This window comes from Levilactobacillus cerevisiae (assembly GCF_003946245.1).
GTDB classification, from domain to species: Bacteria; Bacillota; Bacilli; order Lactobacillales; family Lactobacillaceae; genus Levilactobacillus; species Levilactobacillus cerevisiae.
Window position 1 is genome coordinate 49,722 of record NZ_RHNN01000008.1, and the last position, 24,274, is coordinate 73,995.

The following is a 24,274-nucleotide window of genomic DNA, read 5'->3' on the forward strand; positions in this document are numbered from 1 at the left end:
ATCCATTTGCTAGACCAGTCCCCGGGAAGAATCTTAGTTTGCGTATTCATAAATAGCGCTGTTGGTAACCAAGTAATTACCTTCAATTTCTATATCGCGACCCAGTGCTTCAAAGTCGAGGTAAGCGATGACTTGATCTGGAAGGTCACCGAAAATTGCACCAGATTCCACAGCATCTTGAGCTAGCTCGGCCATATCTGAAACACCCTTATAGATAACGATATCCTCAGCGTTTTCAGCTAGTTCTTCAATATCACGGAACCATTCGCCAATCAAGGCACTAACGTCAGCACCAAAATCATATTCTTCAAGCCGTTCTAAAGCAGCATACTTACGATTGATCTCGTCTATTGAATCAAAGCGATCAATTTCAAAAGGTGCTTCGTAATCATGGATCGCGTACTCTTCACTGTCATTTTTCAATTCCAGCTGTTCGGCAATGGCATCAGGGTATAACGGTGGGGTGAACCATTTACCTGTGGTCTTGCCTTGATTGTAATAACCTAAGTTGACGATAAAAACGCGTACCGTTTCCATTTAGCTACCTCTTTTCTTGCAGTAATTAGGCACCAACAACACGATTGAATAAGTTCAATAGCACATCTTTAACGCCGGCGGTATTAAATACCAGCCCCACAGCGATCAATGCAATGATCAGAAAGCCGATCAGTTTAGAAAATTCACGTTTAAAGCCTAAGAAAACACCGATCACGGCAATTGCCATCAGCACTAAAGACTGGGCGTTGCTAGTGAACCAGTTGAAGAGATTTTGTCCGAAGTTCATAGAAGTTCATCCTTTCATTTAGAAAATATAGTCAGATTAAGATTGTTATGAATAACTCCATTATGGATTGCACGTTTTTTGACAGGGTAACGCACGACCATTCTTAGATGATTTATTTATGTTGATCACTCAATAGTTGAAACCGCGATACAATAGCTTTGATAATCGGTACCGTCACACTATTACCGGCTTGCTTATAAAGTTGTGCGTCAGATAGGCCAGAGTCCTTGGCTTTATAAAATACTTCATCAGGAAAACCTTGTAGGCGCCAGTATTCAAGTGGCGTTAAACGACGGATACGTAATGCTTGATCAACAACTGCTTCACTGCCATCAGTTAGTAAAGTGTGCGCTTTTTTATGAGCAACGCGGCCACGTCGAGTTTGACTAGTGGGATAGGTTAGACTGATGCCATCACCACTATGCGCATTAGTGTAACCACGATGAGTGGCATCTGATACCTTGAGTGATTTTTGTGTTGGTGTGATGATCTTTGTTCTAATGCCAGAGGTTGCAACCAGAGTTGGTGCGATACCATCAGGGTCATAAACGCGTTCATATTGATGCGTCACAGTTGGATTGACTTGAGCTAGTCCTTTAGTAGTCGTTGTTCCATTGTCTGGGATAGGAAATACTTGTCGCTGACGTTTTGTTCTAAGATGTCCGACAATGAATAAACGCTCGCGGTGTTGGGGAACGAGGGCGGCAGAATCGAGAACTGACCATTCAACGTCATACCCCAATTGGTACAATTCAATTTGCACTCTAAGGAAGTCAAGTCCGCCGTTAATACTAAGAAGGTTTTTAACGTTCTCAATAAATAGAATTGTGGGTCGGCGATTATCGGGTAGCTGCTTAATAAGGTTTGTAACTGTGAAGAACAGACTTGAACGATGGCCTGTGGTGAATCCTCGCAATTTTCCAGCAAGGCTGATGTCTTGGCATGGAAATCCGAAGCACCAAATATCTGCGGTTGGAAGTTCAGTAATTCTAACTGTTGTGATGTCATGGGCAGTCCATTCTCCTTTGATATCAAAAATTGCTTCGTAGCTTTTACGCGAAAATTTATCTATTTCGCAATAGCCAACACAAGTGTGCCCGGCTTGTTCCATCCCAAGCCTAAAACCACCAATGCCAGAAAATAGGTCTAAAAATTTCATGATGATACCTCAAAATTCAAAAATATTTGCGGGAAGATTTAATGGTTAGTAGCGGCCAACCGGTTTTAGCCGAGACCTGATAGAGCAATTGCAATAACTCTTCGCTTTTAATTGGATTACCGTACACGTCTAAAATCGGCGCCGGCCAATGCACAGAAAAACGCCAATCAATATAGCTGGTTGGCGTTAGATACTTATCTAGTTCATGTAATTGTAGAAAATTGGGATCTTCGATAACACCGACCAATTGTAATCGGTAGTAATAAACATTGAAAATATAGTCTTTGATTCCAGCGGGAAAGGTGGCAAGTGGCTTATTCAGTTCCTTGGTCGTTTTCAAAATAATCACCTCCAACTTCACTAATACCAAGGGTTTGTTGTTCAAGTATCGTTTGATGCTTTTGCTTTAATTCGGTGTTCTTGATTATAGCCATCGTGCTGTTATTACCGTTATAGCCGTCAATGTTCAGCAGAACTTTAAGGGTTGGAGCAACTTGCTTTTTTATCCAAGCGCGAGTGCGGCGAAGATCAAAGGGCTCGGGATCAAGGGTCAGTCGTAGTGGCTGCCTACCTTTGCCACAAAAAACTGTCCAGATTGGATTAAGCGGCCATTTAGCCCGATCTTTATTTTTGCCTCGATTAACAAAACGAATATAGCGAGTAATAATGCCAAAAGCAGTTCGCTCAACATCACGATAGGCAAGTAAATCTTCAATAGCTATCTTGGCGCGATCATTTTTCAAACGTATTTCAAAGCGGTTTTTGATTCCGACCGTTTGATAGTCAGTACCAAACTTATGTTGTTGTTCCGCTTCTTTTTCATAGATACAGAAGTAAATATCACTTTTCATCGAACCAACGTATAAACTCGCACCATGATCTTCGGCTTGTTCATCAGTCATGGCACCAGATTTTAGGCCTTCAAATCGACGCATTACCGAAATACATTCATTTTTCTCACATTTGGTAATGAGTTCAGGAATACTGAGGAGACCAGCGTGATCATTAATAGCTAAATCAATTCGTTTAAAAACGGCTTTAAGTTCTAAACACCTTCGAAAAAAGTCAAACCAAGTTTCATCATTAGCCAATAGGACTCCTTCAAACTCACGGCACCCTTGGCCTTTAAGTTCTAATAGTGTACCAATTTTTTCGGTTGGGGTAGAGGCCATCACTTGGATATTGCTAAAAACATAGCTAGTGGAATAACCATATAATCCCCAGTCATTGAATAGCATGAAATCCATTTTTAGATTGAGCACCTTTTCAATCAAGGTCTCCACATCATGAGTGGGGAAGCGAATACGCACATAATCAAAATTGAGTGTTAATTCTGGATCTTCACCCCAGTGAGCTAATACATAGTCAATTTGCATTTGTAAAGAACTACTTGGACTCCGCGTGCCGTTTTCTAAACGTTGGACGTGTCTCACTGTAATCCCGATGCGTCGAGCTAAAGTTGTTTGCGTGATATTCAGTTGCTTACGCTTAGTCCGTATTTGTTCACGCCAAATCGGCATTGAATCAACTCCTTTCTTTTCAAAATACAAAAAGGCGACCTTACACAAGCTGGTCGTCTTTAGGTAAAGCTATTAAGTTGTAGTTACGGCAACGTTTCTACGCTATTTTCGGCCGTGACGTATCAGTTTTCTACCCCCGTGTTACATACCGGGGGTTGATGCGGCCGGCTTGCGCCGACCGCCGCCTCCGCTCGCGCTTTTCGCGCTGCACAGCACGGCGGGGCGAATCAGTCTAAGGTTATTGTTATATCAAAAAAAGTGTTACAATTTTTACTATATATTATAAAATTAGGTGAGGCGAATGTTATGGCCGAGAAAAAAACATTATTCATTATAGGAAATGGTTTTGATTTAGCACTTGGTATGCAATCAACCTTCAAAGAATTTGGTATTTATCGCCGTAAACAGTTAGAAAATGTTAAACTTTCAGATTGGACAATAATTGATCTTGCTCTGGAGACCCATACCTATGGTGGATGGGGAAAACAAGAACAAAATGACAATTGGGATTGGTGGAACTTTGAAAAATTTTTAAAAGATTCCGTCCTTGATGTAATATATAATCAAGATTTTTTGGGATTAATTTCTGGTAGAGGTATTGAATCCAAAAAGGAAGACGAAGAGAAAATCATTTCGGCAATGGATGAAGTGGGCATTGTATTATCACGTGATGAATTTCTATTAAGAAATACGGATGGTCTGGATGCTGAGCTAGTTGTTAACCTTAATAAATTGTTGGCTATTACTCCTGACAACTTAGATCATGTGAGTAATGGTTATTTTTGGCAATTACTATTGTTGTATCGAGTGAATAAATTTTATACAGAAAAGTCATCTCGATTGGACCTTTTTAATCCGTATTTTTTGCATACTGGTGATGTTAAGACCTCACAGACTATAAAAATGGATAATATCAGTGATCCTGAAAAAGATCTGCAAATTCCCGGGATATTTCCTAGTTTTTATTCTCTTCAACCCGTATTAATACGAGACATTAATATTTGGGAATCCGAGTTTTCAAAGTTCATTGCTGAACGCCAAGGAAAACTTCTAAACAGTGGACTTAACTATCAAGATGCATCAAACGCTTTGATGTATTCTGTTCTCAATGAAACCCAGCAAAATCAACAAGTTCAAATACTTAATTTTAACTATTCTCGACCTGCACTGAAGGAATCTAAGAGCCTTTACTGTGGGAATCAACTAAACATACATGGATCAATAGAAAATGAATCGTTGGTCCCAGAAGAAAATTCTGGAATCATTATTGGATTTGATTATCAAGTAATTCTCGACTATCCAGAATTTACAGACTTTATGGCACTATTCACTAAGACCTTTCGTCTATCAGAGTTGAATACTGTTTTATCAAAATGTGTTCCTGATAAGAAAAGAGTTAGGCTTGATTATAACGTTGATAAAATCGTAATCCTAGGTCACAGTTTATCAAAAGCTGACGACTCATATTTTCGAACAATTTTCGATACAGCTGATATATACAATAGTGATGTTATTATAGAGTACTGGTACACGGATTACCCTGGTCGAGATCAGTCACTTTCTATTGAAACTGAAAGCCTCAATAGAATTAATGGTTTATTAACTCGGTATATTAAGACTTCAAGGCAAGAAAATAAAAATAATCTCCTGCATAAGTTATTATTAGAAAATAGGCTCATTCTAAAGGAATATAGCATTGCAGATATTCTAGCAAAGTATGGCAAGCGAAAGAGTCAATGAAAGCCAAAATAATTTATCCGTTTTTTTACTCACTATATGTTATAATTTGAGTAGAAAGCGGATTTTTTTGAATTGAGGTGGAATAATGAGCCAACAAGATGAGATCATTGAGTACTTGAACAAAAACGGTGGTCAAATTACATCTAAAACTGCTAATTCAATGGGCATCTCACCTAGAGTGCTGCGCAACATGTATGCTCATGGACAGCTTGAAAGATTAGCACCGGGTGTTTATATTGATCCACTTGAATTTGGTGACGATATTGCTGCGATACAATATAGCCTTTCAAAAGGTGTTTTCTTTAAAGATACGGCATTATTCCTTTATGGAATGATTGATCGAACGCCAAGTACCTATGAGATGAACTTTCCGTTGCCATACGCGTACAGTACAAAAACCGATGCACCAATCAAGATTTATCGACAAAAAAAGGATCTTTATGAAATTGGCATAACAACAACTAAAACTCCCGGTGGACACCTAGTTAAGGTTTACGATGTTGAGCGCACCTTGTGTGATATCCTGCGAACGCGAGATAGGTCTGATGCCGAGACGATTAAACAAGCAATGAATAGTTACGCCCATCGGAAAGAAAAGAATCTCCGCCAATTAATGGCGTACGCAAGAACATTTAAGGTAGAAGAAGAAATTAGAACGTATATGGAGGTCCTACTGTGAAACTTGAATTTACTAACCAGAAGCAATTTTTGGCTAGAATCAGAAAGTTAGCAAAAGAAAGAAAAATCACACCACAAATTATGTTGCAGGAGATTGTTTTGGATGATCTAATTGATAGAATCTCTAATTCGCCTTACCAAAAAAATCTTGTACTAAAAGGTGGCTTCTTGATTGCATCACTAATTGGTAACGACACTCGCTCAACACGGGATATTGATACCTCAATTGTTGGTTTACCAGTGACGGAAGATAAAATGAAAAGTGTGTTTCAAGAAATCTGTGACATTGAATTACCAGAAGATATAATCAAACTATCAATTGTAAGGATTGGCGAAATTAGGGAAGATGATGAGTATTCTGGTTACCGGATTCATATCCGTGCACAAATCTATACCACACGAGTTGATGTTAAGATTGATATATCAACTGGAGATGTGATTACTGAGCGCGCCATCCAGTATGGACACAAAATGATACTTGAGGATCGGACTGTCCAAGTTATGGCGTACACAGTTGAAACCATCATTGCCGAAAAGTTGGAGACGATTGTTAGCCGGGCTGATGCTAATACACGATTGAAGGATTTTTACGATTTATTTTTGCTCGATCATCAGGATAAGACTGAAATAAAGTTTGACGTATTAAAAAAGGCAATACAAGCAACTTCTGCAAAAAGAGAAACAACTAATCAATTAGGTACCTATATTTCAACATTAACAGCTCTTAAAACAAGTCCAAGTCTTCAAAGATTATGGATTGCTTATCAAAAGCCCAATGAATATGCGCACGGGATTGAGTTTGGAGCTACGTGTAATGCAGCGATTGATTTAGTCCGTAAATCAGGTATGGAGTAACATAAATAACTACCTGAATAAGCGATTACAGTGTTTTGTTATTGCTCTGGTAGGCAGCATCGATCTCACCCAGAAAATCATAGCCCTTCGGTACCAGTGGTGTGTAAAACTCACTAATAACGCTAATACCAGTATCAACGTAACCACGACCTTTGATGGGTTTTAAGAAGAAATCTTTATCGGTTTCACCAAACATCATGGTATAACCAAGGTCCGACATTCGACCAAGTGCTGCTCGGAACATAAACTGATCACGAATACCATCACCTAAATATTTTGCGTCAGGGCGCTGGCAGGCCAAGATAAGAAAGAATCCTGATTGACGGCCAAGCATGACAATTTGTTTAAGCTTACTCATGACTTGTACAGCTTCACGTCCGATCATATCCATGAAAGCCACATACTCATCAAAGACTAGAAAATGGGCGGGAAGTCCAAGCGCGGCATAGTTATTGCCTGTTTGGTAACCGGCCATTTTTTTCATCTCTTTATTACGTTCCATCATTTCTTGGTAAAACTGAGCTACGGCGGCAATCATATCGTCTTGTTCATAGTGAACATCTGGAATAACATCGGTCAAATCGGCTAGGTCGGAATTTTTTGGATCAAGAATGGTCAACTGATTACCATCGCGAATCAATGCTTGGATCAATGTGAGAATAAAATAGGTTTTTCCACCACCAGTGCCGCCAGCGATTAGCATATGGGGCAAAACATCGTATTCCCAAGCAACATTATTCATAAGGTTGACGGCGCCTTTTTGACATTTCACATGTTCAATCGAAATTCGATTACCAATCGTATCATAGAGTAGCGTGTACTCTACAAATGAATCATGGAGGATTTTATCAACGATTTCACAGTATAAGCCGGATTCAAGTTTCTTTTCCAAATGGATCAGTTGATCTTGGTAAGGACTCATTACAATTTCCACCTGCACATGGATCAGACCATTTTTCAAACGATAGTAAACTCGTGGAAACCGTGAGATTCGTTCTTTTGAACCCCCTAAATCTAAGTCTTTAAAAAAGCCATCATTTTTCCTTGTCTCACTCTCATACCAGTTATTCGTCATGAACATTCGCGCAATTTTTTGTCGATGTATCAATTTGCGGTATTGGTCGGGAAATCTGATTAATATCAGTAAGATGATTATTAATGAAACCAGAAATGTAATGATGGAACTGATAATCAATCCGCTAAACGACCAAGGGAGGCTATGAATTGTTGGCCATGAAACGGTTTTGAGGTTGATTTTAGACAGTAACGGCAGATAAAAGAAAATAGTCAATGGTAGCAAGATGAATAGAATCATACTTAGCAATGTTTGAAAAACTAGGTTCTGATCACGTGGATGGATTTGAGTGCCGCGATAGTGAAAAATTGCTTTCAAATTATCACCTCATTTCAATTATTTTAGAATCAACTAGGCGGCATCAGCTACGCCAATATAAATCATTGTTAGACCCTCTTCGGTCTGCATACTCTTGAAGGTAAATTCTTTAGCAACACCATCTTTAGTCACTTCCGATAGAGCTGTTAAACTAAAACCAGAATCAGGCGATTCAATCGCAATTTCATGAGCTTCCTGAAGTTTTCTCTCAGCTTCGTTAACAGAGCTTTCTTTGATATTGGCTACAAAATCGTCCATAAAGCCGATTTCATTAATACAGACAAGTACATTCATAAAAAATCTCCTAACTTCTTTTTTGTGATGACCAGGGAACACTTAAACCGCCATAGAGACGGTGGGGAGCGCTGGGATGAGAACTTCCGATGGTTATTTTTTGTCATTTGTATTTTTCTCCGTGGTTACTGAACCAGTTTTAGATTGGTTATTTTTGACTGATACAATATCAGATGCTTTGAGATACCAAGAAACAGTTACACCTCGGAAATCCGCATTGGCGACAGTGTCGATCTCAGGATTAACTAGTTCTATTTCTTGATCATATTCAAAATTCTTAGTCCCAGCTTCGGCCGGAATGGAGACTTGAACCATCTGACCTTGTACTGTACTTTTTAGATCAAAGGTACGTGAGCGAACATTAGTTGTTTGGTTGCCTTCATCGTCTTCGATAAATCTTTCACGGCGTTGGGCGGAGAATAATAATTTACCGAACGTTTTTGGTGTGTCTAGCTTAATGCCTTCTGGTAATCGCATATAGGGTTCCTTCTTTCTTTAATTTTGATAAGTGGCTAAATCTTGACGAAATCATCAGCCATGCAGGTGTAATTTACAAATGCTGCTTCGGCAATCCGATAACCAACTGCGGCGATTCGTGGATTAATTAATCGAACCCGATCAAATGGTTCGAGCGTGTCATTTTTTTCACCGGCTGCCACTGGGATCGTCACTTGAATGTTGTCGGCACGTTGAACATTGGAGTAAAGGTCATAAGTGCGCGAAACAACTTTACGATTGGCACCGGAGCCTTCGCGAGTTTCGCTAAAATTACCGGCAAAGGTGAGTTGACCGAAAGTTTCACGTACTTCGGGAATTACATATTTAAGATCCATAATTGGGTCCTCGCTTTCTTTTCTTGAATTTTAGGCAAACTAAAAGTCAGATAATTTAACTATCTGACTTGGAATGTGCATAATATTCGATGACTTGGTTGAGTAAATATTGATATAGATCAGTATTGAGGGGATAGATAAGCCGCTGATTGCGAACTTGGGGGAAGTTTAAGAACAGACGATGGTGTCCTTGAATGAGTTGTACTTGGTTGATGATCAGACTATGGTTCAGAATGAGTTCACCTTCAAGCAAAACATTCGGTTTACCACTGGATGACATTTTAATGGAAGATACGTAAATCATTTGACCTCCTAAATATGAAAATTGGGTATTTATTGAAACCTAATCCAGAAGTACACCACGATAACTCAGAAAAGGGTTGTTACCATTAATAAAACCTGAGTTGAACAAAAAGGTAATATAGGCGCCTAATTTACATTCATCTTTTGAAATTTCAAACCTAATTGACGTTTCTAGATTAGCTTGCGCCTCTTGCAGTACATCTTTTAAAATTTCATCTTCTGTTGGTGAGGTAGGGAACATTGGATTGATCAATTCTCTAAAGTCATGATGAAATTCGGATAAATTAAAAACAGAATCAATTTTTTCTTTTGGCATACGATCACTCTTTCCGATGGGAGAGACTATTCATTGTTCCAGTTATCATCTTCATCTTCATCGTCATAAAAATCCGCATTAGTTTTTCTTGAATGATGAATCCACCAGACAATTAAGCTAGTGATTAATAGTAGAATCACGCCAATAACGCTTAACAATTGATTACGTTCTTCACCAGTTTGTGGTAGGTGAATTAGTGGCGTATCGACCGCTTCATCTTTCATTTGCGCCTTGACGATTTCACCATCTTTAGTGATCTCAAAATCGACAGGTGTTTCATTGATCTTGTAACCTTTTGGTGCGTCATACTCTACAAATTGGTATTTGCCAGCAGGTAGGTTGGCAAAACTGAAAATACCCTTGTCGTTGGTTCGGCCGGATACAACGGTTTTACCGTCTTGATCAAGGATCTTGATACCCGTATTTGGCAAGACTTTACCATCGCTGACATCAGTCTTGGTTAATTCACCAGTACCTTTGATTAAACTATTTTGTAGCGTGAAACTAATTGCTGGCGATTCAGAAGTGGTCTTAGTCTCGGTTGTTGCTTTTTCAGCTGCTTGATTTTTATCCTGACTAATTAATTTGCCCTTAGCATCATAGGCAGTGATACCAGTTTTTGTTGAAACAATTTTAGTTAAATCTTTAGTCAAAACTAGATTTGTTGCGGAAGGGGTCTTTTCGCGTAGATAGAAAGTGCCGACTGGTACGTTCTTAAAGGCACCAATCGACTTGTCATCAATCGTAGTGGTTTGAATGACTTTTTTATCCTTATCTAGTAACTCGAATACGGCACCTTTGGCGTTGCCATCAAAAGTGAATTGATAACCTTTGTCTTCAACTAACTTAGCGGTTTCGTTGATTTTCTTAAAGGTAAATTCGTTGAAGTGTAATTTATTTAGAATTGGGGCGTCCTTATCGTCATTGATCGTGAAATTTTTAGTAGCTGTGTTGTCAGTTGCCTTAAATTCAAAATCATAAGTTTGGTCATTAAGCTGATAAGCTTCACCGGCATCTAGTTCTTGCACATAATAGCTACCTTCAGGCAATTGAATGTCGGCAAAGGTTGCTTTACCATCTTTGACGGTTGCAGTTGCGACTAAGGCTTTTGCTGGGACCTTGATGTTACCACTGGTGTAGCCGGCTTTACTGAACAAGCCGAAAACTTGACCATTGGCGGCCTTGTTTTCAATCGTGGGTTTGTTCTTATCCCAATTCTTGATTTGTTCTGCTTGTTTGTTAACAGTCACGTTCAACTTCTGAAAATCGTTAGTCGCTTTGAGTGAAGTGGAGGTCACTTCAACATTTTGACCAGCATATTTCAATTCAAAATCAATTGGCTTGTCATTAAGAACAAAACCATTTGGTGCAGCAACTTCTTTAACTGAATATTTGCCGAGATAAAGTTGTGGCGTTTTGATTTGTCCATTAGCGTCAGTCGTAGCAGTGGCGACAATTTCACCCTTTTTGGCATGGACGGTACCATCAGCGGTGGTGATGTTTTCGCTGGCAGTAAATTCAAACTTGGCACCGGCCAGTGGGGTGTAGTCATAGTTAAAACCGTATTGTTCGCCGTACTTGGTTGACTGTTTAGTCACTTCAACCGGCGTGGCGCCAGTCTTATTCAAAGTGACAATGCCTTTTTGCGACTTATCCGTGAACTTGACGGTCACAATACCATCACTATCTTTGCCAGTGATCGAAAATTTAGCTGGGTCTTTGGCAAGAACATAGCCTAATGGTGCTTGTGTTTCGACTAATTCATATTGACCATAGGGGAGCGCCTCAGTTGTGGTCAAGTAGCCCTCTTCATTAGTCATAAAAGTATCAGTTGTTCCATCGTGATTGAGGTTAGGCATGGAAACATATTTACCAGTTTGCAGTGATTTGATTTTAAAACCGGCGTTGGCGCGCGAAATTGTTTTCCCGGATTCAGCGTCAGCCTTGACCACTTTCAAACGTTCTTCCAATACATTATTGACGACTGAATAATGATGGGTCTCGTTTTGTTGATGAACCGTGACTTTGAATGGATCGGCGGTTTTATAGCCTTCTGGTGTTTTTGTTTCCGTCACGGTATAAGTGTCATAGGGTAGATCAGTAAACTTGAGATAACCTTCTTTATCGGTTGTCCCTGTTGTGACGACCTTATTCGTTGTGTTGCTAGTGACTGTAAACTCAACATTAGCCAGTGGGTTAGATTTATTTTCTTTACCGGTTAAATGACTAGAAAGTGCGGTGTGCCAATCATAGTTACCAATTTTGATTAAATCGAAACCACCCGTAATAACTTGTTCCTTAACCGTTGTTGATGCGGTGGCCGTTTTCGCATTTTGACCAGCATAGGCTAGTTTGAACGCGTGTTTTTCAGTATCTTTAATATAGCCAGTTGGTGCCGTCTTTTCGATCCAGTAGTAGTCATCCAATTTTAAATTGGCGACACTCGCTTGATTGTTTTTAATCGTAACGGTATCAACCAGCTCATCATTGGAAGTTCGATGTAATTCATAAACGGCACCATCAAGTGAAGCAGCGCCTTGTGGGGCTTTACCAGTTTTAGCATCTTCCTTGATCAAAGTGGCAGTGCCGAATTGTTCATCATCGGTCGCTTTAACCGAGGTAGCAGTGACAGCAACGTTTTGACCAGCATATTTCAATTCAAAAGGTATTTTCTCGTTGTTAAGGATATAACCGGCTGGTGCCTTTTCTTCAACGGCGTAGTAGTTGCCGAGCTTCAGATTTTGTAGTGTACCTTTGCCGGTGCTATCGGTAGTGATCGTCCCAACTTTTTTACCATCAGTTGAATAAACACCGTACATGGCACCATTTAATGAATAGTACCTGTTAAACATATTGGTGCCGAACTGACGGCCAATCTTCGTTAGATTTACATTGCCAAGTTGTTCTTTATTGCCAAGAACGACTTCGATTGTTTGGTTAGGTGTGATCGTGGCCGTTTTGATTTCACCTTTATTAACGTAGCCATTAGGTGCGGTTACTTCTGAAACTTTGACTTGCGTACCCGCCTTGATGTCGTTTAAAGCGGCGTAACCATCAGTGCCGGTGGTGACCTCTTTGGTTTGACCATTGTACTCAAATTTGAGTTTCGCACCTGGCAGAGCCTTGTTGGTATCAGCGTCAACTTTTTTAGCTTTCAAATTACCATTCAGATTTACCTTAATGTTTAGATCAAAGTTATTTCCGTTTGGCAGTTTGAAATAGGCAATTTTTTGTTGATTACCTTTACCATAAAGGAGGGAAGTACCAATATTAGCAGCCTTAGCTTTAGCAAAGGAAATCTTACCAGATTCCTTGGAATTAGCTGTGGCAGTCAAAGTCAATTTATTGCCAGCTTTTGTGATGTTCAAATTAGCGGTATTAGCAGTTTGTTCAATATATGAAGCCAAAGTGCCATTAGTGTCGGTTAAAGTGATTGAATCACCAACGTTTAAGGTAATATTTTGATCATTGAACGATGGCTTGGTGTTGAACGCTGCAACTTTTGCCAGCACAGCCGCTTTTTTATTTTGATAATCTGGATAGTCGGTGGTCAATAGTTCATTACCTAAGGCTTCCCAGATCATAATTTGTGCTAGACCATAATTGGCGTCAGTTGGATTTTGTTGATAAGCAAAATACGCAATTTCGGCTAGCTTGTCTTTCTCAGCCGCCGAATAATCAGTTGGTGTCCAACCTGAACCAGAATTTTCAATATCGATCCCGTGTTCAACACAGAAAGTGATTTGGCCATCAACAACTTTTTTGTAAATACCGGTGTCAGTCCAATGAAGACCATTCAATAGACTGAGATGCCAAGTTGATACCCAGTCGCCAGCTTTAATGTTGGTCATGTCAGCGGCAAAAGCACTTGTGATTGGGGTCATAAAAATTGAAGTGAACAAGGTCAGCAGGGCTAACCAGACAGAAACTTTACGGGTTGCTGTTTGCAAGTAGATTACCTCCATTTTGATCAAATAGATTTAGCCAGCAGTGAAAAATATTGAACCCCGAATTGTCAAATCAAGTGCAACACTTGCTAAACTTCACTTATAAGTGGTCTAGGTGGTGGTCATGCGAGTAGCTGCTCAGCCATGAATTCATTGGCTGATTTATAACCAAATAGTTTACGTGGCCGTTGGTTAAGTGCCGCGGTCGCTTGCTTAATATGATCATCACTGAAACTGGTAATTGATTGACCTTTAGGGATAAATTCTCTTAGTAGCCCATTAAGCTGTTCGTTACTGCCCCGTTCTGACGGCGTATAAGGATGAGCAAAATATAGGTTGGTCCCAGTGACCTCACTCAGCGCAGAAAATTCTGCACCATTATCAAAAGTGAGTGACTTAACCACCTCAGCATCAAGTTTATTCACAAACTGTTGAACTGCAGCCTTACAGGTTTCAGCCTGATAGTTGGGGATTCTGATCACGACTTCGTAGCGCGTCATTCGTTCAGTTAGGGTGAGCAGTGCCGGTTGATCGCTGGTTCGCTTGCCTTTGACTAAATCACCTTCCCAATGACCAAATTCAGAACGATCATTAGCCGCTACTGGTCGCTGTTCAATTGAAGTCCCCAAGATCTTTTTATTTTGGCGTACACGACCCGTACGGTGCTTTTGGTGACGTTTGACCTGTTGTGGTAAATCGATATTGGCGACAGCTAGTAACCCGCGATCAATGTAACGATAAACAGTGGGTGTTGCGGGGCAATATTCAGCTGGATGGTGACGTTTATAAGCACCGACAAAGCTATCTACACTGTGCACCCGGAACTTAGCTTTAAGCGCAGTGGTCAATTGGTTAAAGAATTCCGGATTATGTTCGAGTAGACTTTTGCGATGGCAATTTAAACGGCGTTGTTCGTATTGAATTTGACCGCTATCGGCAAAATAACGCTGGGTATAAACGCCATAACTGGACATTTGCGTCACGGTGCCGCGCTTGATTTCACGGCTGATCGTGCTGGGATCGCGGGCTAATCTTTTAGCAATCGCCCTGATCGAATAATGATCTTCATAAAGACTCTGGATTTGGCCACGCTCCTCACTTGATAGTTGCTTATAAGATTTTTTGATGGTATCTTTAGATTGGGTCATGAAGTCCGTCCTAACTTATTGGTTTTGTCACTTATAAGTTTAAGGCTTCATGGCCTTTTTGGTCTAGTTATTTTGGTGTTGCACTTACATTGTAAATCCGGCAAAAATATTGAACTAAAAAATGGGTACAAAAAAGGTAGACCAATATATAAATCGGACTACCCGTAACTGTGGTTTTGAAGTTTAGATTTCTCAATACTACTGGCACTAAAATGGCACATCGCATTTGATTTTTTAGTTTTTTATTGCTATTAGTTGTTTCGATAAACGCCTTAAACACGCTGATTCATCCTGATACTGTTAAGGTGAAGTATAGAGTGGGAATAATTCCCATAGACAAATTGAGTTGTGAACACCGATAAGACGGCGTTTTAAGGGGCTATACCTAGTCAAAATTGATTTATAATCAAGTAGTTCCCTACCAATTTCCCTACCAGAATTTTTGGGAGTGGTAATAAAAAAGACAGATGATATCGACTGATGGTCGGTATTACCTGTCTTTTTTCAATGATTGATAAACTTGATAGCGATGATTTTACTCCTTGAGTGTATGCTTCAGTTTGTCGGTGGTGGTCTCCAAATCATGAACTAGACTCAATAATTTTTTTATTTCAAAAGTAGGGTCATCATCTTTAACATTTATTTCAGATCCAAAATCAAAAAATTGCTGATAATTAACGCCCAGCGCCTGAATAATTTTGTCAAGAGTGGCGATTGTAAATCCGGTCTTGAAATTTTCAATTCTGTTAATGTACTTGATTGGAAGGTCGGATAACTCAGAAAGCTGGTCTTGTGACATCTTCCTCTGATGTCGTAAGTATTGAATCCGTGCTACAACCATTTTATTTAAGTCCTTATTGTCCATGTCGTCACTCCCTAGAGTAAGTTTACGAAAAATAAGGCGAAAAAATAATGACTAAAAGTGAACGTATACATTTTTGAACTATAATGGTAAAATAAATATTGTCTTTATTTATGTATAAGGTTAATGGTAAAATTAACGTTAGTCTCAGAGGAGGAAATTATCATGTCAAAAATCACAAAATTAATCGCAATCGTTGCGGCCACTGCTGGTGTCGCCGGCGTCATGGTCACCACAAGTAACCCCGTTAGTGCCTCAGCGGCTACCAAGTTCCGCTACTACAAGAACATCAAAGACCGGACGTATAAGGTCACGAACAAGAAAGCCGTTATCTATTCCAACGGTAAGATCAAGCACAAGACTGGCGCCAAGTTAGGCGCCTACGGCAAGTATGTCACTGGTTACTATTCTTCTCATGTTACTGTCAACGGCCATAAGCGCGTCTACTACAAGTTCCGTACCGGCTCGAACCATACCGGCTGGGTCTGGAGCGGCTATTTAAAGAAGACGTCAAAGAACGCCTTATCAACAACCTCGACATACAATCCTTATGGTAACGACAACAGTAACTGGGGCCAATCCGACTTTGACCGGTTATCTAAGGGCAAGCGCTTTACGATGAACCTCAGTCAATACCGGCAAGGCTTCTTAGACACCGTTAATGCTGAACGGGCTAAGCGTGGGATCGCCACATTAAAAGAAGATGCTGGATTGAACAGCGTTGCCATGAAACGAGACCTTGAGTCAAATATTGACGGATCACATTACACGTCTGATGGTCAATTAGCCGCTAAAGTTGAAGCCAAAGCTATCGGTATCAATTACGTTAAAACCGAAGCAATCGGCATGGACGGAGTTAACATGATTTCTCATGGACTTAATGAAGACGACAGCATTGACAACAGCACTAAACTTAACACCGTTATCGATTCTGCATATAATGCCGGCAAAGCTCGGGTATTAGCTTACATCTATGATGACGCAGACAGTGACTATGGCCATCGAGACTCCATGCTCAATCCATCATACAATGTTGTTGGTATTGGCGCACACAGCATTAGTGACAACACAGTTGCTTCCAACGCAACCATTTTAGGCACCAAGTAACTCACTTGATCCCTATCAGACTCATAATCTGATCTAACAAAAGTCCAATCTTTCAGAAAGAAGTCTTTACCTATGACCTTTGAAGCCGCTTTGACCCAAATCAAACAAGATCACCAAGTCGCCCGGCACAATTGGCAAAATCTACGCGTCTTACGCAGTGCGGGTAACATCTTATTGCTTACCGATGATGAGTATGCAGCGGGCGACTATGAATTTGACCCCGACGATTATGATGAAGAGTCCGTTACTGACGAATTCGACACGTACTTAGACGACGTCGGCTATCTGGCCAGTTCAGCTGACCTGCAAGCCACTGACTGGTACGTTATTGCCTAACTTCGCCCTGATACAAAAAGCCCCTCAACAGAAATGTTGAGGGGCTTTTATTTACAACTTAGTCAAGTCAAGCTTAATGGAACCACTTGTACAACCAGTTGTAAACGGGGTTAGTCGAAACTTTATCGTTCCCACCAGTCGTTGCAAACGTTGGCCGTGAAGCTGCGCGCTTAGCTGCTGGGGTACTCGTTCCAGTTGAACCCGACTGAGTCGGTGTCGTGTCACTACCTGTATCAGGCGTTTGCCCGACGCTACCATCCGTGCCGTTACTATTATCAGCTGGTGTTGTTTGCGCCGCACTTGGCGTCTCAGGCGTCGAAGCACTATTCGCATTCACACTAGATTCCGCTAACTTCAAAGCAAGCTATATCTTTTTCTCAAAATAATTCCGGAAGTCTTTCAATCGGTCGATCGCATTTTGTTCATCTACATCCATCTCAGGATAGATAACGCCAAAAGTTTCGTTTGCAATTTTGGATTTCAAATCATTTCTCAGCGCATATTGCTTGAACTTTATTGGCGACTGGTTAAGAGTCTCCAAAACCTCGAATAGTAAAAATTCAACGGTTTTTTGATGTAGTTCAACCTCAATTTCGTTGTTGATGGTTGCATCTAACCCAGTGCTTTCTGCGAGAGTTCTTGCTTGAATATACTTGTTTCTTCTAAACGTTTCGAACTTGGATAATAAATTTTCCTTCATAGTCATGGAAAGCTTACCAGCAACTTTGCTAATGTTTTTTTCATTAAAGTTACTCTCAAGTTTACGAATTTCAGCGTCAGTCAAGTCCTTTCCCAGGCATTCTAATTCGTGCTCTGAAAATTGGATTTTGAACGAGAATGGTTCATGTGGTTGCAAAGACTCTTCATAGTCCTCTTGCTCCGAATGATATTCATCAATTGCTTTTTTTTGAACTCTTGATTGTCGGATTAGCTCCTCTTTATCCAGCGCAAGTTTATTCATGTGTTTTTTCAGAACGGTTGCTACGTCAGATCGTTTGTAGTTCTTTTGGCGCTTGTCCTCATAAATAGGAGGGATCTTATCGTTGCGAAACCAATTTTGCAAGGTTCTCGTAGTGACTGAAGCTGTTTCGGGATTCTTTTCAAGATGCCTAAAGATATCCTTAATCGTTGGTGTATCAGGTAGGTCAGTCAGTTTCAAATCCATTATTTCGTCTCCATTAAATTTATTTCGCCTAATAAAGTACTAAACTTCCTCAGTGATGACTAATATATCACGATTAATTCATATTTACAAATTACTTAGCTTTTTTGATTTTTCGCCTAAATGTTAGGACAAATTCCCTTATTAATAAGATAATAAGACTAAGGAATTACGTTTTCCGAAAAATAAGGAGGAATCACACATGTTACTACGTAATAATCAGGCAACACCGTCGCTTAAAACTGGGTTCCAGGGCTACATGCGGCAGGACGTAATCTTTTCAGCGGGTATGCATCCGCAACTTGAATTCAAGTATTCTGGCGTAGCACCAGAACCAATCCAGACTTGGGACGACGCCAATCGTAAATACACTGACCCCGTCATTGGCTACAAATATTCGGTTGTGCAAGACGTCGTGGGTGACGACTCAACGAGTTACCAGCAGAACCCCGTCATGGTTCGTGTTGACGGTGCACCAGTTAACCTCAGCTTCGGCGACACAATCAAATTTGAGAATTTGCTCGGCTACCGAAACAAGTCGTATAAGTACAGTTTCCAGGCTTCAGCGATTAAAAAGGTGAAGTAATATGACTCAACTAGATCTAGAAGGGACGCGCACGTTGCTGATACAAGCGCTGAACATGGCACTAGATATCGGGAACGAGACCACCTATAGTAACAGTTTCGATGTTACGGTCGCTGAAGGTGGTTTTCAGTTTATCCCGCGGGTTCCCGCAGGGTACGTCCTAAATGGAACTCTCTATCAACGAATATTTGAGATTGCAAATGGCTCATTATACCCGTACTACACATTACTCAAGCAGAATGGCACTTATTTTGTTCCTTTATCGGGAAATAGCATACACAATGCTCGTGCACTGTTTTTTCCTTGGTTGAAGGGAATTCCTACGCGAATAGAGATTTCGGATTTTGAAAAATTTAAGGCCAACCTTGAACCAGGCGATATTCCGTTCATGCAGAATCTGACGATTAATATTACTGACGTGACGCATTTGGTCATTGCGGGCAACAGCGGTTCTGGTAAGTCATATGCCCTGACATATTTACTCGAAGTGCTGAAGAAACAGGCCGCATTACACATAGTCGATCCTAAGATGGATGCTCCGACAAGGTGGGGAAATAAGAATGGTGTTAGCGTGCTCACGCCTGATGGTGACCGGTCACAGAATGACTTTGTCAACTCGGTCTGTGATTTATTGAGTAGCGCGTTACACGTCGTACAAGCACGTCAGGCGGAGTTGAAGGGCGATGCAAGTCTGCAATTTAAGTCATATGTCATAGTTATCGATGAATTACTTGCGCTGACCAGTTCCGTTTCTAAGTCTCTGAAGGACACCTTCTTTAGTCTGCTGAGCCAAGTTGCGTTGCTGGGAAGGTCAACGCAAGTGAAGTTAATTCTGTTGTCGCAGCGGTTCGACGCTAATGCACTTCCTGTTGTTGTTCGAGAACAGGCAAACGTAATGATTCAGCTGGGAAATGTCAACCGAAAGACGACGCAGTTCCTCCTTCCAGATTTGGACAATCTTGACGGAATTGTTATTCCTTCAGGGAAGGGTACAGGTCTAATTCAGATAATTGATGGTAATCATCCCGCTAATGTAATGCCATTACTCATGCCAACTTACAGGGAGGCTTAATTATGAAAAGTGATAGGAAAAAGAGAAAACGAAGAAAGTATCTTCTTAAGCTGTACCCCGTGTTAATCAAAATGGGTTTGATTCCATTTGTCGCAGGTATTGCCTGGGGTGGAAATATGCTTGTTGATGTTGGTATCGTAAATGCGGTTGTTGGTGCGGATAATTTAGTATTAATAGGTGGAATTGCCTATCTTTTACTTGTGTATCTTTTAATCTATCCCGTCTACTATTGGCTTAAAGGACTTCAACTTTTTGGGTGGAATTGGGTTTACTGGATTCAATCACTTAAGGGAACGTTTTACACTCGGTATTCTCTTTTTAAGCAACTTTCCAGAGTAGACACTGACCGAGTGATTAGAGATTTCAACCATGCCGTAAAGCGGCTTACGTTAAGCGTTCTAGACGACTCGATTGAGTTAATGATACCCTTGCCGAAAGTAGTAGATGCTCAACAAATGCTGAATGACCAAGAGGACGCAATTCGCGAGCGTATTGGGTTGATATTCCCAGAATATGCATTTTCCTCGTTTGAACGACAGGGAATGACACTAGTGCTGACTGGATCCCGATAGCAGGAAGGGAAATAAAAACAGGTGCACTATTTTAAGATGTGAAGCATACAAGGCTTCGGCTTCACACTATTGCTAACATGCGACCGTTGTAGCACGATTACTGAACTTACAATGAACTGAAACTAGCGGCGGCCTGCTTGCCGTTAGGCAGAAGCAAGGCCACCGCACGTACCAACTAAAGTAAATCAACAACCATTCTCTTCATTTGGTCCATTTCTACTGGGTGGGAGAGGGCTCGTTATCTCCCACCCCCTAATACGGACAAAATTGATGATAAACACTGTTCAATCAGTGTTTCAAGGAGGCTTCTATCAATGAGTGATTTCAAGACAACCGCACCGATGTACGTACAACAACTTAAGAAGTTGCCGTTTAATGACATCGATGCTTTGCTTCGACGTGTGAAGACACTCAACGCTGTACGTTACGCTCTCATTATCCACGACAAGGATGTCGACGAAGATGGGAAGCCATTGGAGACACATGTTCATGTCATGATGCAATTTGACACGGCACAGCGAGTTAGCGCATTAGCCAATAAGCTCAACGACTTAGAACAGAATTTTGAAAGCATGACCAAAAATGACCGGAAGAATGGCGTTAACAATGGTTTCGCCTATCTTACCCACAGAACTACTAATGCAGCCGACCGATATCAATACGATTTTTCGGAAGTTACTGCCAACTTTGACTATCCCAAGTTCATGGCGGAGTTGGCAGAAAAAGTGAAAAATACAGCCACCGGACCAGACCGTATTTTGGAAGATTTCAAAAATGGAGAAATCACATTTCTTGAAGCTAGGCAGGAGTTATTAGATCTCAGTCCACGTGTCTACTCAAGCAAGGCCCGGGCATTACGGGAAATTAATTCCGCCGTTCAAGATATTAGTGCGGAACAGTGGCGTGCTAAGATGCGTAAGAATGGTCAGAGCATCAGAGTAATTTGGCTTTATGGTGCCGCCGGTACGGGCAAAACCCGTTTCGCTGAAACAATTGGCGGCAAGCTTGATGACCCCGGAGCATGCTTTACAACTGGTGGGTCAAATGATATGTTTCAAGACTATGCCGGTCAACACAGCGTGGTACTTGACGAGCTGCGTCCCAATGTATTGCAATATGCCGACCTGCTAAAGATACTTGACCCCTTTAATTATGACATGCGGACGGTATCCCGCTACCATAATTTACAACTTCAGGCAGAGACAATTATTGTCACATCGCCATACAGCCCAGCCGCATTCTTTTCTAAACAAAGCTCAGTCTCAATAACTGATGGTTTCGGCCAACTCAGCCGGCGTATTTCGTTAACGATAGAAGTAACACCTGGTAGCTTGAATGAAGTTGATTTCACAAATGGTGGGTATGTAGCAACTAGCACTGAACCCAACCCATATTACTCACCTGACACTACCGCAACTCGACTTGGACTTGACCAACTACTCACTGATATGGAGGATGATTAATATGGATGAACAGAAAGATGAACGTTCTGAATATCGTAAAGACTTAGATGGCTGGGGGAAATTCCAATCAGAAATTAACGTCGAACTCACTGATGCACAGGTCCGTGATATTGAAAACTCGGTTGAACGTACGGTTGCTCGCATTACCACGGAACGACTGCGGCGAATTACTAACGAAATGGAATATATGGACCGGAAACAGGCGTGCAAGTACTTAAGCGTTACTGACGAAGTTTTAAAGCTCTGGATTGAGAAAGGATTACCATATTATGAGCTTGATGACATCGTTCGATTCTATCGTGAAGATATGGATGCATGGTTGTCTAACTTTGTCGTACTGCCCGAGATTGACAAGTGGAACCACCAAGACTCAGGTTGGGACCAATATGGATTTCGGTATTAGCAAGTCTAATACTTGGTAATGGTGAGGAAAATGGCACGAAAAAGTGGATACAAAAAGCGTTGCTAATGCTTAGCCGCAAGCAACGCCTCTGATAGCTCGAACTATCCCTCATAGTATCGCATTTTCGTACCCAGTTTGGAAGGGGCGAAGGAAATTGAAGTCAATGGTAAGTGCTAAAGACCTTGAAACAATAGGATTTAGGAAGTACCAAGCGCAAACAATTATACGTCAGGCCAAGTTATTGATGGTTAAAAAGGGATTTGGCCTGTATAATGGGAAGCGACTAGGTGTAGTGCCTTTGGAACCAGTCGAAGAAATTATTGGTGTCAAACTCGAGTTTAATGAGGGCGATGATAATAATGGCAACAACTAAGTATCCAGGGGTCTATACCGGTAAAGATGGTAAAATCTTCTATCGAGTGGAACTAGGAACAGATAAGGTAACAGGTAAACGAATCCAAAAGACCAAGCGGCGCTCTGAGCAAGGACAGCCATTTCGATCGGCGCATGAAGCGTATAAAGAGCTGACAAGGGTTAAAAACCAGTACCTTGAACAGCAAGGGTATGCGAATTATAGAATTAGTTACCGCACATTTATGCGTGAGAACTACATTCCTTCATACAAGGCTGACGTGGAAAAGAGCACGTACTCTTCTCGTAAGAGCGTTTTTGAACACTTGGTTGATAGATTTGGAGATATCGTACTGAGGGATATAACAGTCCTTCAATGTGAGCAGTTTAGGAGTTACCTTTTAAATGACAGTGGGTATTCGCAAGGGTTCAGTCATTTGGTATATGGGAGCTTCCGGAAGAGTCTTGATTATGCCGTACAAGTAGGCTTTCTGAACGAGAATGTGTCCAAGAAGACTAAGTCGGTTGCTAAAGGGAAAGCGCAGGTTCCAATTTGGACGAAGTCTGAATTTGAACAGGTAATTTCGAAGATTTACCTACCCAGTTACTATGAACATTTTTGCTTTGTCATGCTATGGGTGTACTTTATGACGGGGTGTCGTGTAGGTGAAGGTCTTGCACTCCAATGGAGTGATGTTGACCTGAAACGGCGGAAATTGAAAATCCATCGGACTCTGGATATCAGAAACAAAATGGACTACGATTTAAAGCCATACACCAAGACCGAAAGTGGTATGCGGACCATTTCTATCGATGGAGACACGTGCAGAATCTTGTCTGAGTGGCAGAAGGCTCAGCGTAGGCGTGGTGTTAAGCATTTCGTCATGTCGTATGATGATACGCCGACTATTCGATCTAGCGTGCAAAACATCATACGCAGGTATGCTGACTTGGCCGGAGTACCACGCATTCAAGCGAAGGCGCTTAGGCATTCGCACGTTAGTTACTTGATTAATGAGTTTAACATTGATGTGCTGAGTATTTCACAGCGGTTAGGACACTCAAGCCCAGATATCACATTGAAGTATTATGCGCATCTTTGGCGAGGAAGTAACGAGAAGGTAGCCGAACAGCTAACCGGCAGTATTAATTTGACGCCAGCTAAGAGTAGTAGTGTTAACTTTACTGGTAACCAAGTGGTAAAGAATCCTATGCAAGGCTTATTCCCTACCAAGTCACTACCAGACAACGATACGGCGGTTTGAATCGTTGATTTGGCAGGGATAGTAGGGGGCGTCATAGATTGAGTGGGAGTAGGATTTACTTCCATTCGGTTGTGGTGTTGCGGTGTAAATAGGTGAATTTAAACAAGCGTAAACGGCCAATCTTT

General features: G+C 41.0%; 27 protein-coding genes. 12 read left to right on the forward strand and 15 right to left on the reverse strand.

The annotated features are described in order from the left end of the window. Positions 1–33: 33 nt before the first annotated feature. From EKM99_RS05010 to EKM99_RS05030, 5 genes are all read right to left on the reverse strand, one after another. A complete protein-coding gene (locus tag EKM99_RS05010; protein WP_010581070.1) occupies positions 34–537 on the reverse strand; it encodes an antirestriction protein ArdA in 504 nt (167 codons plus the stop codon). 25 nt (positions 538–562) lie between these two features. Next, positions 563–784: a hypothetical protein gene (locus tag EKM99_RS05015; protein ID WP_003678268.1), complete on the reverse strand. Its 222-nt coding sequence runs from the start codon at positions 782–784 to the stop codon at positions 563–565. A gap of 112 nt (positions 785–896) precedes the next feature. Then, positions 897–1,943, reverse strand: coding sequence for a DNA cytosine methyltransferase (locus EKM99_RS05020; protein ID WP_041094396.1), 1,047 nt, complete (start codon positions 1,941–1,943; stop codon positions 897–899). A gap of 16 nt (positions 1,944–1,959) precedes the next feature. Further along, on the reverse strand, positions 1,960–2,283 hold the full coding sequence (locus EKM99_RS05025; protein WP_010581072.1) for a hypothetical protein: 324 nt from the start codon (positions 2,281–2,283) through the stop codon (positions 1,960–1,962). Beyond that, positions 2,258–3,463, reverse strand: coding sequence for a replication initiation factor domain-containing protein (locus tag EKM99_RS05030; RefSeq protein WP_010581073.1), 1,206 nt, complete (start codon positions 3,461–3,463; stop codon positions 2,258–2,260). Before EKM99_RS05030 ends, EKM99_RS05025 begins: the two co-directional genes overlap by 26 nt. 306 nt (positions 3,464–3,769) lie before the next feature. On the opposite strand from EKM99_RS05030, the gene EKM99_RS05035 reads away from it, so the two are divergent. The 3 genes from EKM99_RS05035 to EKM99_RS05045 all read left to right on the forward strand — a co-directional run bounded on the left by EKM99_RS05035 (position 3,770) and on the right by EKM99_RS05045 (position 6,736). Next, a complete protein-coding gene (locus EKM99_RS05035; RefSeq protein WP_010581074.1) occupies positions 3,770–5,203 on the forward strand; it encodes an AbiH family protein in 1,434 nt (477 codons plus the stop codon). Positions 5,204–5,288: 85 nt separating this feature from the next. After that, positions 5,289–5,882 (forward strand): type IV toxin-antitoxin system AbiEi family antitoxin domain-containing protein, encoded by a 594-nt coding sequence (locus EKM99_RS05040; protein ID WP_010581075.1) that lies wholly within the window; start codon positions 5,289–5,291, stop codon positions 5,880–5,882. Continuing rightward, a complete protein-coding gene (locus EKM99_RS05045; protein ID WP_010581076.1) occupies positions 5,879–6,736 on the forward strand; it encodes a nucleotidyl transferase AbiEii/AbiGii toxin family protein in 858 nt (285 codons plus the stop codon). Before EKM99_RS05040 ends, EKM99_RS05045 begins: the two co-directional genes overlap by 4 nt. A 25-nt stretch (positions 6,737–6,761) precedes the next feature. Here the strand turns inward: EKM99_RS05045 and EKM99_RS05050 are convergent, their stop codons facing one another. The 8 genes from EKM99_RS05050 to EKM99_RS05090 all read right to left on the reverse strand — a co-directional run bounded on the left by EKM99_RS05050 (position 6,762) and on the right by EKM99_RS05090 (position 15,835). After that, positions 6,762–8,129 carry an FtsK/SpoIIIE domain-containing protein gene (locus EKM99_RS05050; protein ID WP_010581077.1) on the reverse strand — a complete coding sequence of 456 codons (1,368 nt, stop codon included), beginning with the start codon at positions 8,127–8,129 and terminating at the stop codon, positions 6,762–6,764. Between the two features lie 33 nt (positions 8,130–8,162). After that, complete coding sequence (locus tag EKM99_RS05055; protein ID WP_010581078.1) at positions 8,163–8,423, reverse strand: hypothetical protein; 261 nt, start codon at positions 8,421–8,423, stop codon at positions 8,163–8,165. 93 nt (positions 8,424–8,516) lie between these two features. Next, on the reverse strand, positions 8,517–8,900 hold the full coding sequence (locus EKM99_RS05060) for a YdcP family protein (protein WP_010581079.1): 384 nt from the start codon (positions 8,898–8,900) through the stop codon (positions 8,517–8,519). A 35-nt stretch (positions 8,901–8,935) separates the two neighbouring features. Next, positions 8,936–9,256: a DUF961 family protein gene (locus EKM99_RS05065; RefSeq protein WP_010581080.1), complete on the reverse strand. Its 321-nt coding sequence runs from the start codon at positions 9,254–9,256 to the stop codon at positions 8,936–8,938. A 343-nt stretch (positions 9,257–9,599) separates the two neighbouring features. Continuing rightward, entirely contained in the window at positions 9,600–9,875 is a 276-nt protein-coding gene (locus EKM99_RS05075) for a hypothetical protein (RefSeq protein ID WP_010581082.1), read from the reverse strand. Between the two features lie 26 nt (positions 9,876–9,901). Further along, entirely contained in the window at positions 9,902–13,825 is a 3,924-nt protein-coding gene (locus EKM99_RS05080) for a SpaA isopeptide-forming pilin-related protein (RefSeq protein ID WP_125581530.1), read from the reverse strand. Between the two features lie 119 nt (positions 13,826–13,944). Further along, the gene (locus EKM99_RS05085) at positions 13,945–14,970 is read right to left on the reverse strand and encodes an IS30 family transposase (RefSeq protein ID WP_099235906.1); all 1,026 of its coding nucleotides are present in this window, start codon (positions 14,968–14,970) and stop codon (positions 13,945–13,947) included. Positions 14,971–15,505: 535 nt separating this feature from the next. After that, positions 15,506–15,835 (reverse strand): helix-turn-helix domain-containing protein, encoded by a 330-nt coding sequence (locus EKM99_RS05090; RefSeq protein WP_125581532.1) that lies wholly within the window; start codon positions 15,833–15,835, stop codon positions 15,506–15,508. A 162-nt stretch (positions 15,836–15,997) separates the two neighbouring features. Here EKM99_RS05090 and EKM99_RS05095 point away from each other — a divergent pair, with 162 nt between their 5' ends. Then, the gene (locus EKM99_RS05095) at positions 15,998–16,939 is read left to right on the forward strand and encodes a CAP domain-containing protein (RefSeq protein ID WP_164511530.1); all 942 of its coding nucleotides are present in this window, start codon (positions 15,998–16,000) and stop codon (positions 16,937–16,939) included. Positions 16,940–17,011: 72 nt separating this feature from the next. Continuing rightward, positions 17,012–17,275, forward strand: coding sequence for a Thoeris anti-defense Tad2 family protein (locus EKM99_RS05100; protein WP_125581536.1), 264 nt, complete (start codon positions 17,012–17,014; stop codon positions 17,273–17,275). Between the two features lie 73 nt (positions 17,276–17,348). On the opposite strand, the gene EKM99_RS05105 is transcribed toward EKM99_RS05100, so the two are convergent. Together EKM99_RS05105 and EKM99_RS05110 are read right to left on the reverse strand one after the other, a co-directional pair. Beyond that, positions 17,349–17,633: a hypothetical protein gene (locus tag EKM99_RS05105; RefSeq protein ID WP_125581538.1), complete on the reverse strand. Its 285-nt coding sequence runs from the start codon at positions 17,631–17,633 to the stop codon at positions 17,349–17,351. 6 nt (positions 17,634–17,639) lie between these two features. Beyond that, entirely contained in the window at positions 17,640–18,440 is an 801-nt protein-coding gene (locus tag EKM99_RS05110; protein WP_125581540.1) for a hypothetical protein, read from the reverse strand. Between the two features lie 199 nt (positions 18,441–18,639). Here EKM99_RS05110 and EKM99_RS05115 point away from each other — a divergent pair, with 199 nt between their 5' ends. The 7 genes from EKM99_RS05115 (at position 18,640) to EKM99_RS05145 (ending at position 24,149) form a co-directional block, all read left to right on the forward strand. Beyond that, on the forward strand, positions 18,640–19,023 hold the full coding sequence (locus EKM99_RS05115) for a hypothetical protein (protein ID WP_125581542.1): 384 nt from the start codon (positions 18,640–18,642) through the stop codon (positions 19,021–19,023). A gap of 1 nt (position 19,024) precedes the next feature. Further along, complete coding sequence (locus EKM99_RS05120) at positions 19,025–20,095, forward strand: AAA family ATPase (protein ID WP_125581544.1); 1,071 nt, start codon at positions 19,025–19,027, stop codon at positions 20,093–20,095. Positions 20,096–20,097: 2 nt separating this feature from the next. Continuing rightward, on the forward strand, positions 20,098–20,667 hold the full coding sequence (locus tag EKM99_RS05125; RefSeq protein WP_125581546.1) for a hypothetical protein: 570 nt from the start codon (positions 20,098–20,100) through the stop codon (positions 20,665–20,667). A gap of 314 nt (positions 20,668–20,981) precedes the next feature. Continuing rightward, positions 20,982–22,130, forward strand: coding sequence for a Rep family protein (locus EKM99_RS05130; RefSeq protein ID WP_125581548.1), 1,149 nt, complete (start codon positions 20,982–20,984; stop codon positions 22,128–22,130). 1 nt (position 22,131) lies between these two features. After that, positions 22,132–22,533 (forward strand): MerR family transcriptional regulator, encoded by a 402-nt coding sequence (locus EKM99_RS05135; protein ID WP_125581549.1) that lies wholly within the window; start codon positions 22,132–22,134, stop codon positions 22,531–22,533. A gap of 163 nt (positions 22,534–22,696) precedes the next feature. Then, the gene (locus tag EKM99_RS05140; RefSeq protein WP_125581667.1) at positions 22,697–22,906 is read left to right on the forward strand and encodes a DUF3173 family protein; all 210 of its coding nucleotides are present in this window, start codon (positions 22,697–22,699) and stop codon (positions 22,904–22,906) included. After that, positions 22,893–24,149 carry a tyrosine-type recombinase/integrase gene (locus EKM99_RS05145; protein WP_436970451.1) on the forward strand — a complete coding sequence of 419 codons (1,257 nt, stop codon included), beginning with the start codon at positions 22,893–22,895 and terminating at the stop codon, positions 24,147–24,149. The genes EKM99_RS05140 and EKM99_RS05145 overlap by 14 nt, the downstream gene beginning before the upstream one ends. Positions 24,150–24,274 lie beyond the last annotated feature (125 nt).

Excerpts from the sequence above, each read along its gene's own strand:
- EKM99_RS05010 (WP_010581070.1), bottom strand. The coding sequence starts at position 537 with ATGGAAACGGTACGCGTTTTTATCGTCAACTTAGGTTATTACAATCAA.
- EKM99_RS05015 (WP_003678268.1), bottom strand. The coding sequence starts at position 784 with ATGAACTTCGGACAAAATCTCTTCAACTGGTTCACTAGCAACGCCCAG.
- EKM99_RS05020 (WP_041094396.1), bottom strand. The coding sequence starts at position 1,943 with ATGAAATTTTTAGACCTATTTTCTGGCATTGGTGGTTTTAGGCTTGGG.
- EKM99_RS05030 (WP_010581073.1), bottom strand. The coding sequence starts at position 3,463 with ATGCCGATTTGGCGTGAACAAATACGGACTAAGCGTAAGCAACTGAAT.
- EKM99_RS05035 (WP_010581074.1), top strand. The coding sequence starts at position 3,770 with ATGGCCGAGAAAAAAACATTATTCATTATAGGAAATGGTTTTGATTTA.
- EKM99_RS05040 (WP_010581075.1), top strand. The coding sequence starts at position 5,289 with ATGAGCCAACAAGATGAGATCATTGAGTACTTGAACAAAAACGGTGGT.
- EKM99_RS05055 (WP_010581078.1), bottom strand. The coding sequence starts at position 8,423 with ATGAATGTACTTGTCTGTATTAATGAAATCGGCTTTATGGACGATTTT.
- EKM99_RS05060 (WP_010581079.1), bottom strand. The coding sequence starts at position 8,900 with ATGCGATTACCAGAAGGCATTAAGCTAGACACACCAAAAACGTTCGGT.
- EKM99_RS05065 (WP_010581080.1), bottom strand. The coding sequence starts at position 9,256 with ATGGATCTTAAATATGTAATTCCCGAAGTACGTGAAACTTTCGGTCAA.
- EKM99_RS05075 (WP_010581082.1), bottom strand. The coding sequence starts at position 9,875 with ATGCCAAAAGAAAAAATTGATTCTGTTTTTAATTTATCCGAATTTCAT.
- EKM99_RS05085 (WP_099235906.1), bottom strand. The coding sequence starts at position 14,970 with ATGACCCAATCTAAAGATACCATCAAAAAATCTTATAAGCAACTATCA.
- EKM99_RS05090 (WP_125581532.1), bottom strand. The coding sequence starts at position 15,835 with ATGGACAATAAGGACTTAAATAAAATGGTTGTAGCACGGATTCAATAC.
- EKM99_RS05095 (WP_164511530.1), top strand. The coding sequence starts at position 15,998 with ATGTCAAAAATCACAAAATTAATCGCAATCGTTGCGGCCACTGCTGGT.
- EKM99_RS05100 (WP_125581536.1), top strand. The coding sequence starts at position 17,012 with ATGACCTTTGAAGCCGCTTTGACCCAAATCAAACAAGATCACCAAGTC.
- EKM99_RS05110 (WP_125581540.1), bottom strand. The coding sequence starts at position 18,440 with ATGGATTTGAAACTGACTGACCTACCTGATACACCAACGATTAAGGAT.
- EKM99_RS05115 (WP_125581542.1), top strand. The coding sequence starts at position 18,640 with ATGTTACTACGTAATAATCAGGCAACACCGTCGCTTAAAACTGGGTTC.
- EKM99_RS05120 (WP_125581544.1), top strand. The coding sequence starts at position 19,025 with ATGACTCAACTAGATCTAGAAGGGACGCGCACGTTGCTGATACAAGCG.
- EKM99_RS05125 (WP_125581546.1), top strand. The coding sequence starts at position 20,098 with ATGAAAAGTGATAGGAAAAAGAGAAAACGAAGAAAGTATCTTCTTAAG.
- EKM99_RS05130 (WP_125581548.1), top strand. The coding sequence starts at position 20,982 with ATGAGTGATTTCAAGACAACCGCACCGATGTACGTACAACAACTTAAG.
- EKM99_RS05135 (WP_125581549.1), top strand. The coding sequence starts at position 22,132 with ATGGATGAACAGAAAGATGAACGTTCTGAATATCGTAAAGACTTAGAT.
- EKM99_RS05140 (WP_125581667.1), top strand. The coding sequence starts at position 22,697 with ATGGTAAGTGCTAAAGACCTTGAAACAATAGGATTTAGGAAGTACCAA.
- EKM99_RS05145 (WP_436970451.1), top strand. The coding sequence starts at position 22,893 with ATGGCAACAACTAAGTATCCAGGGGTCTATACCGGTAAAGATGGTAAA.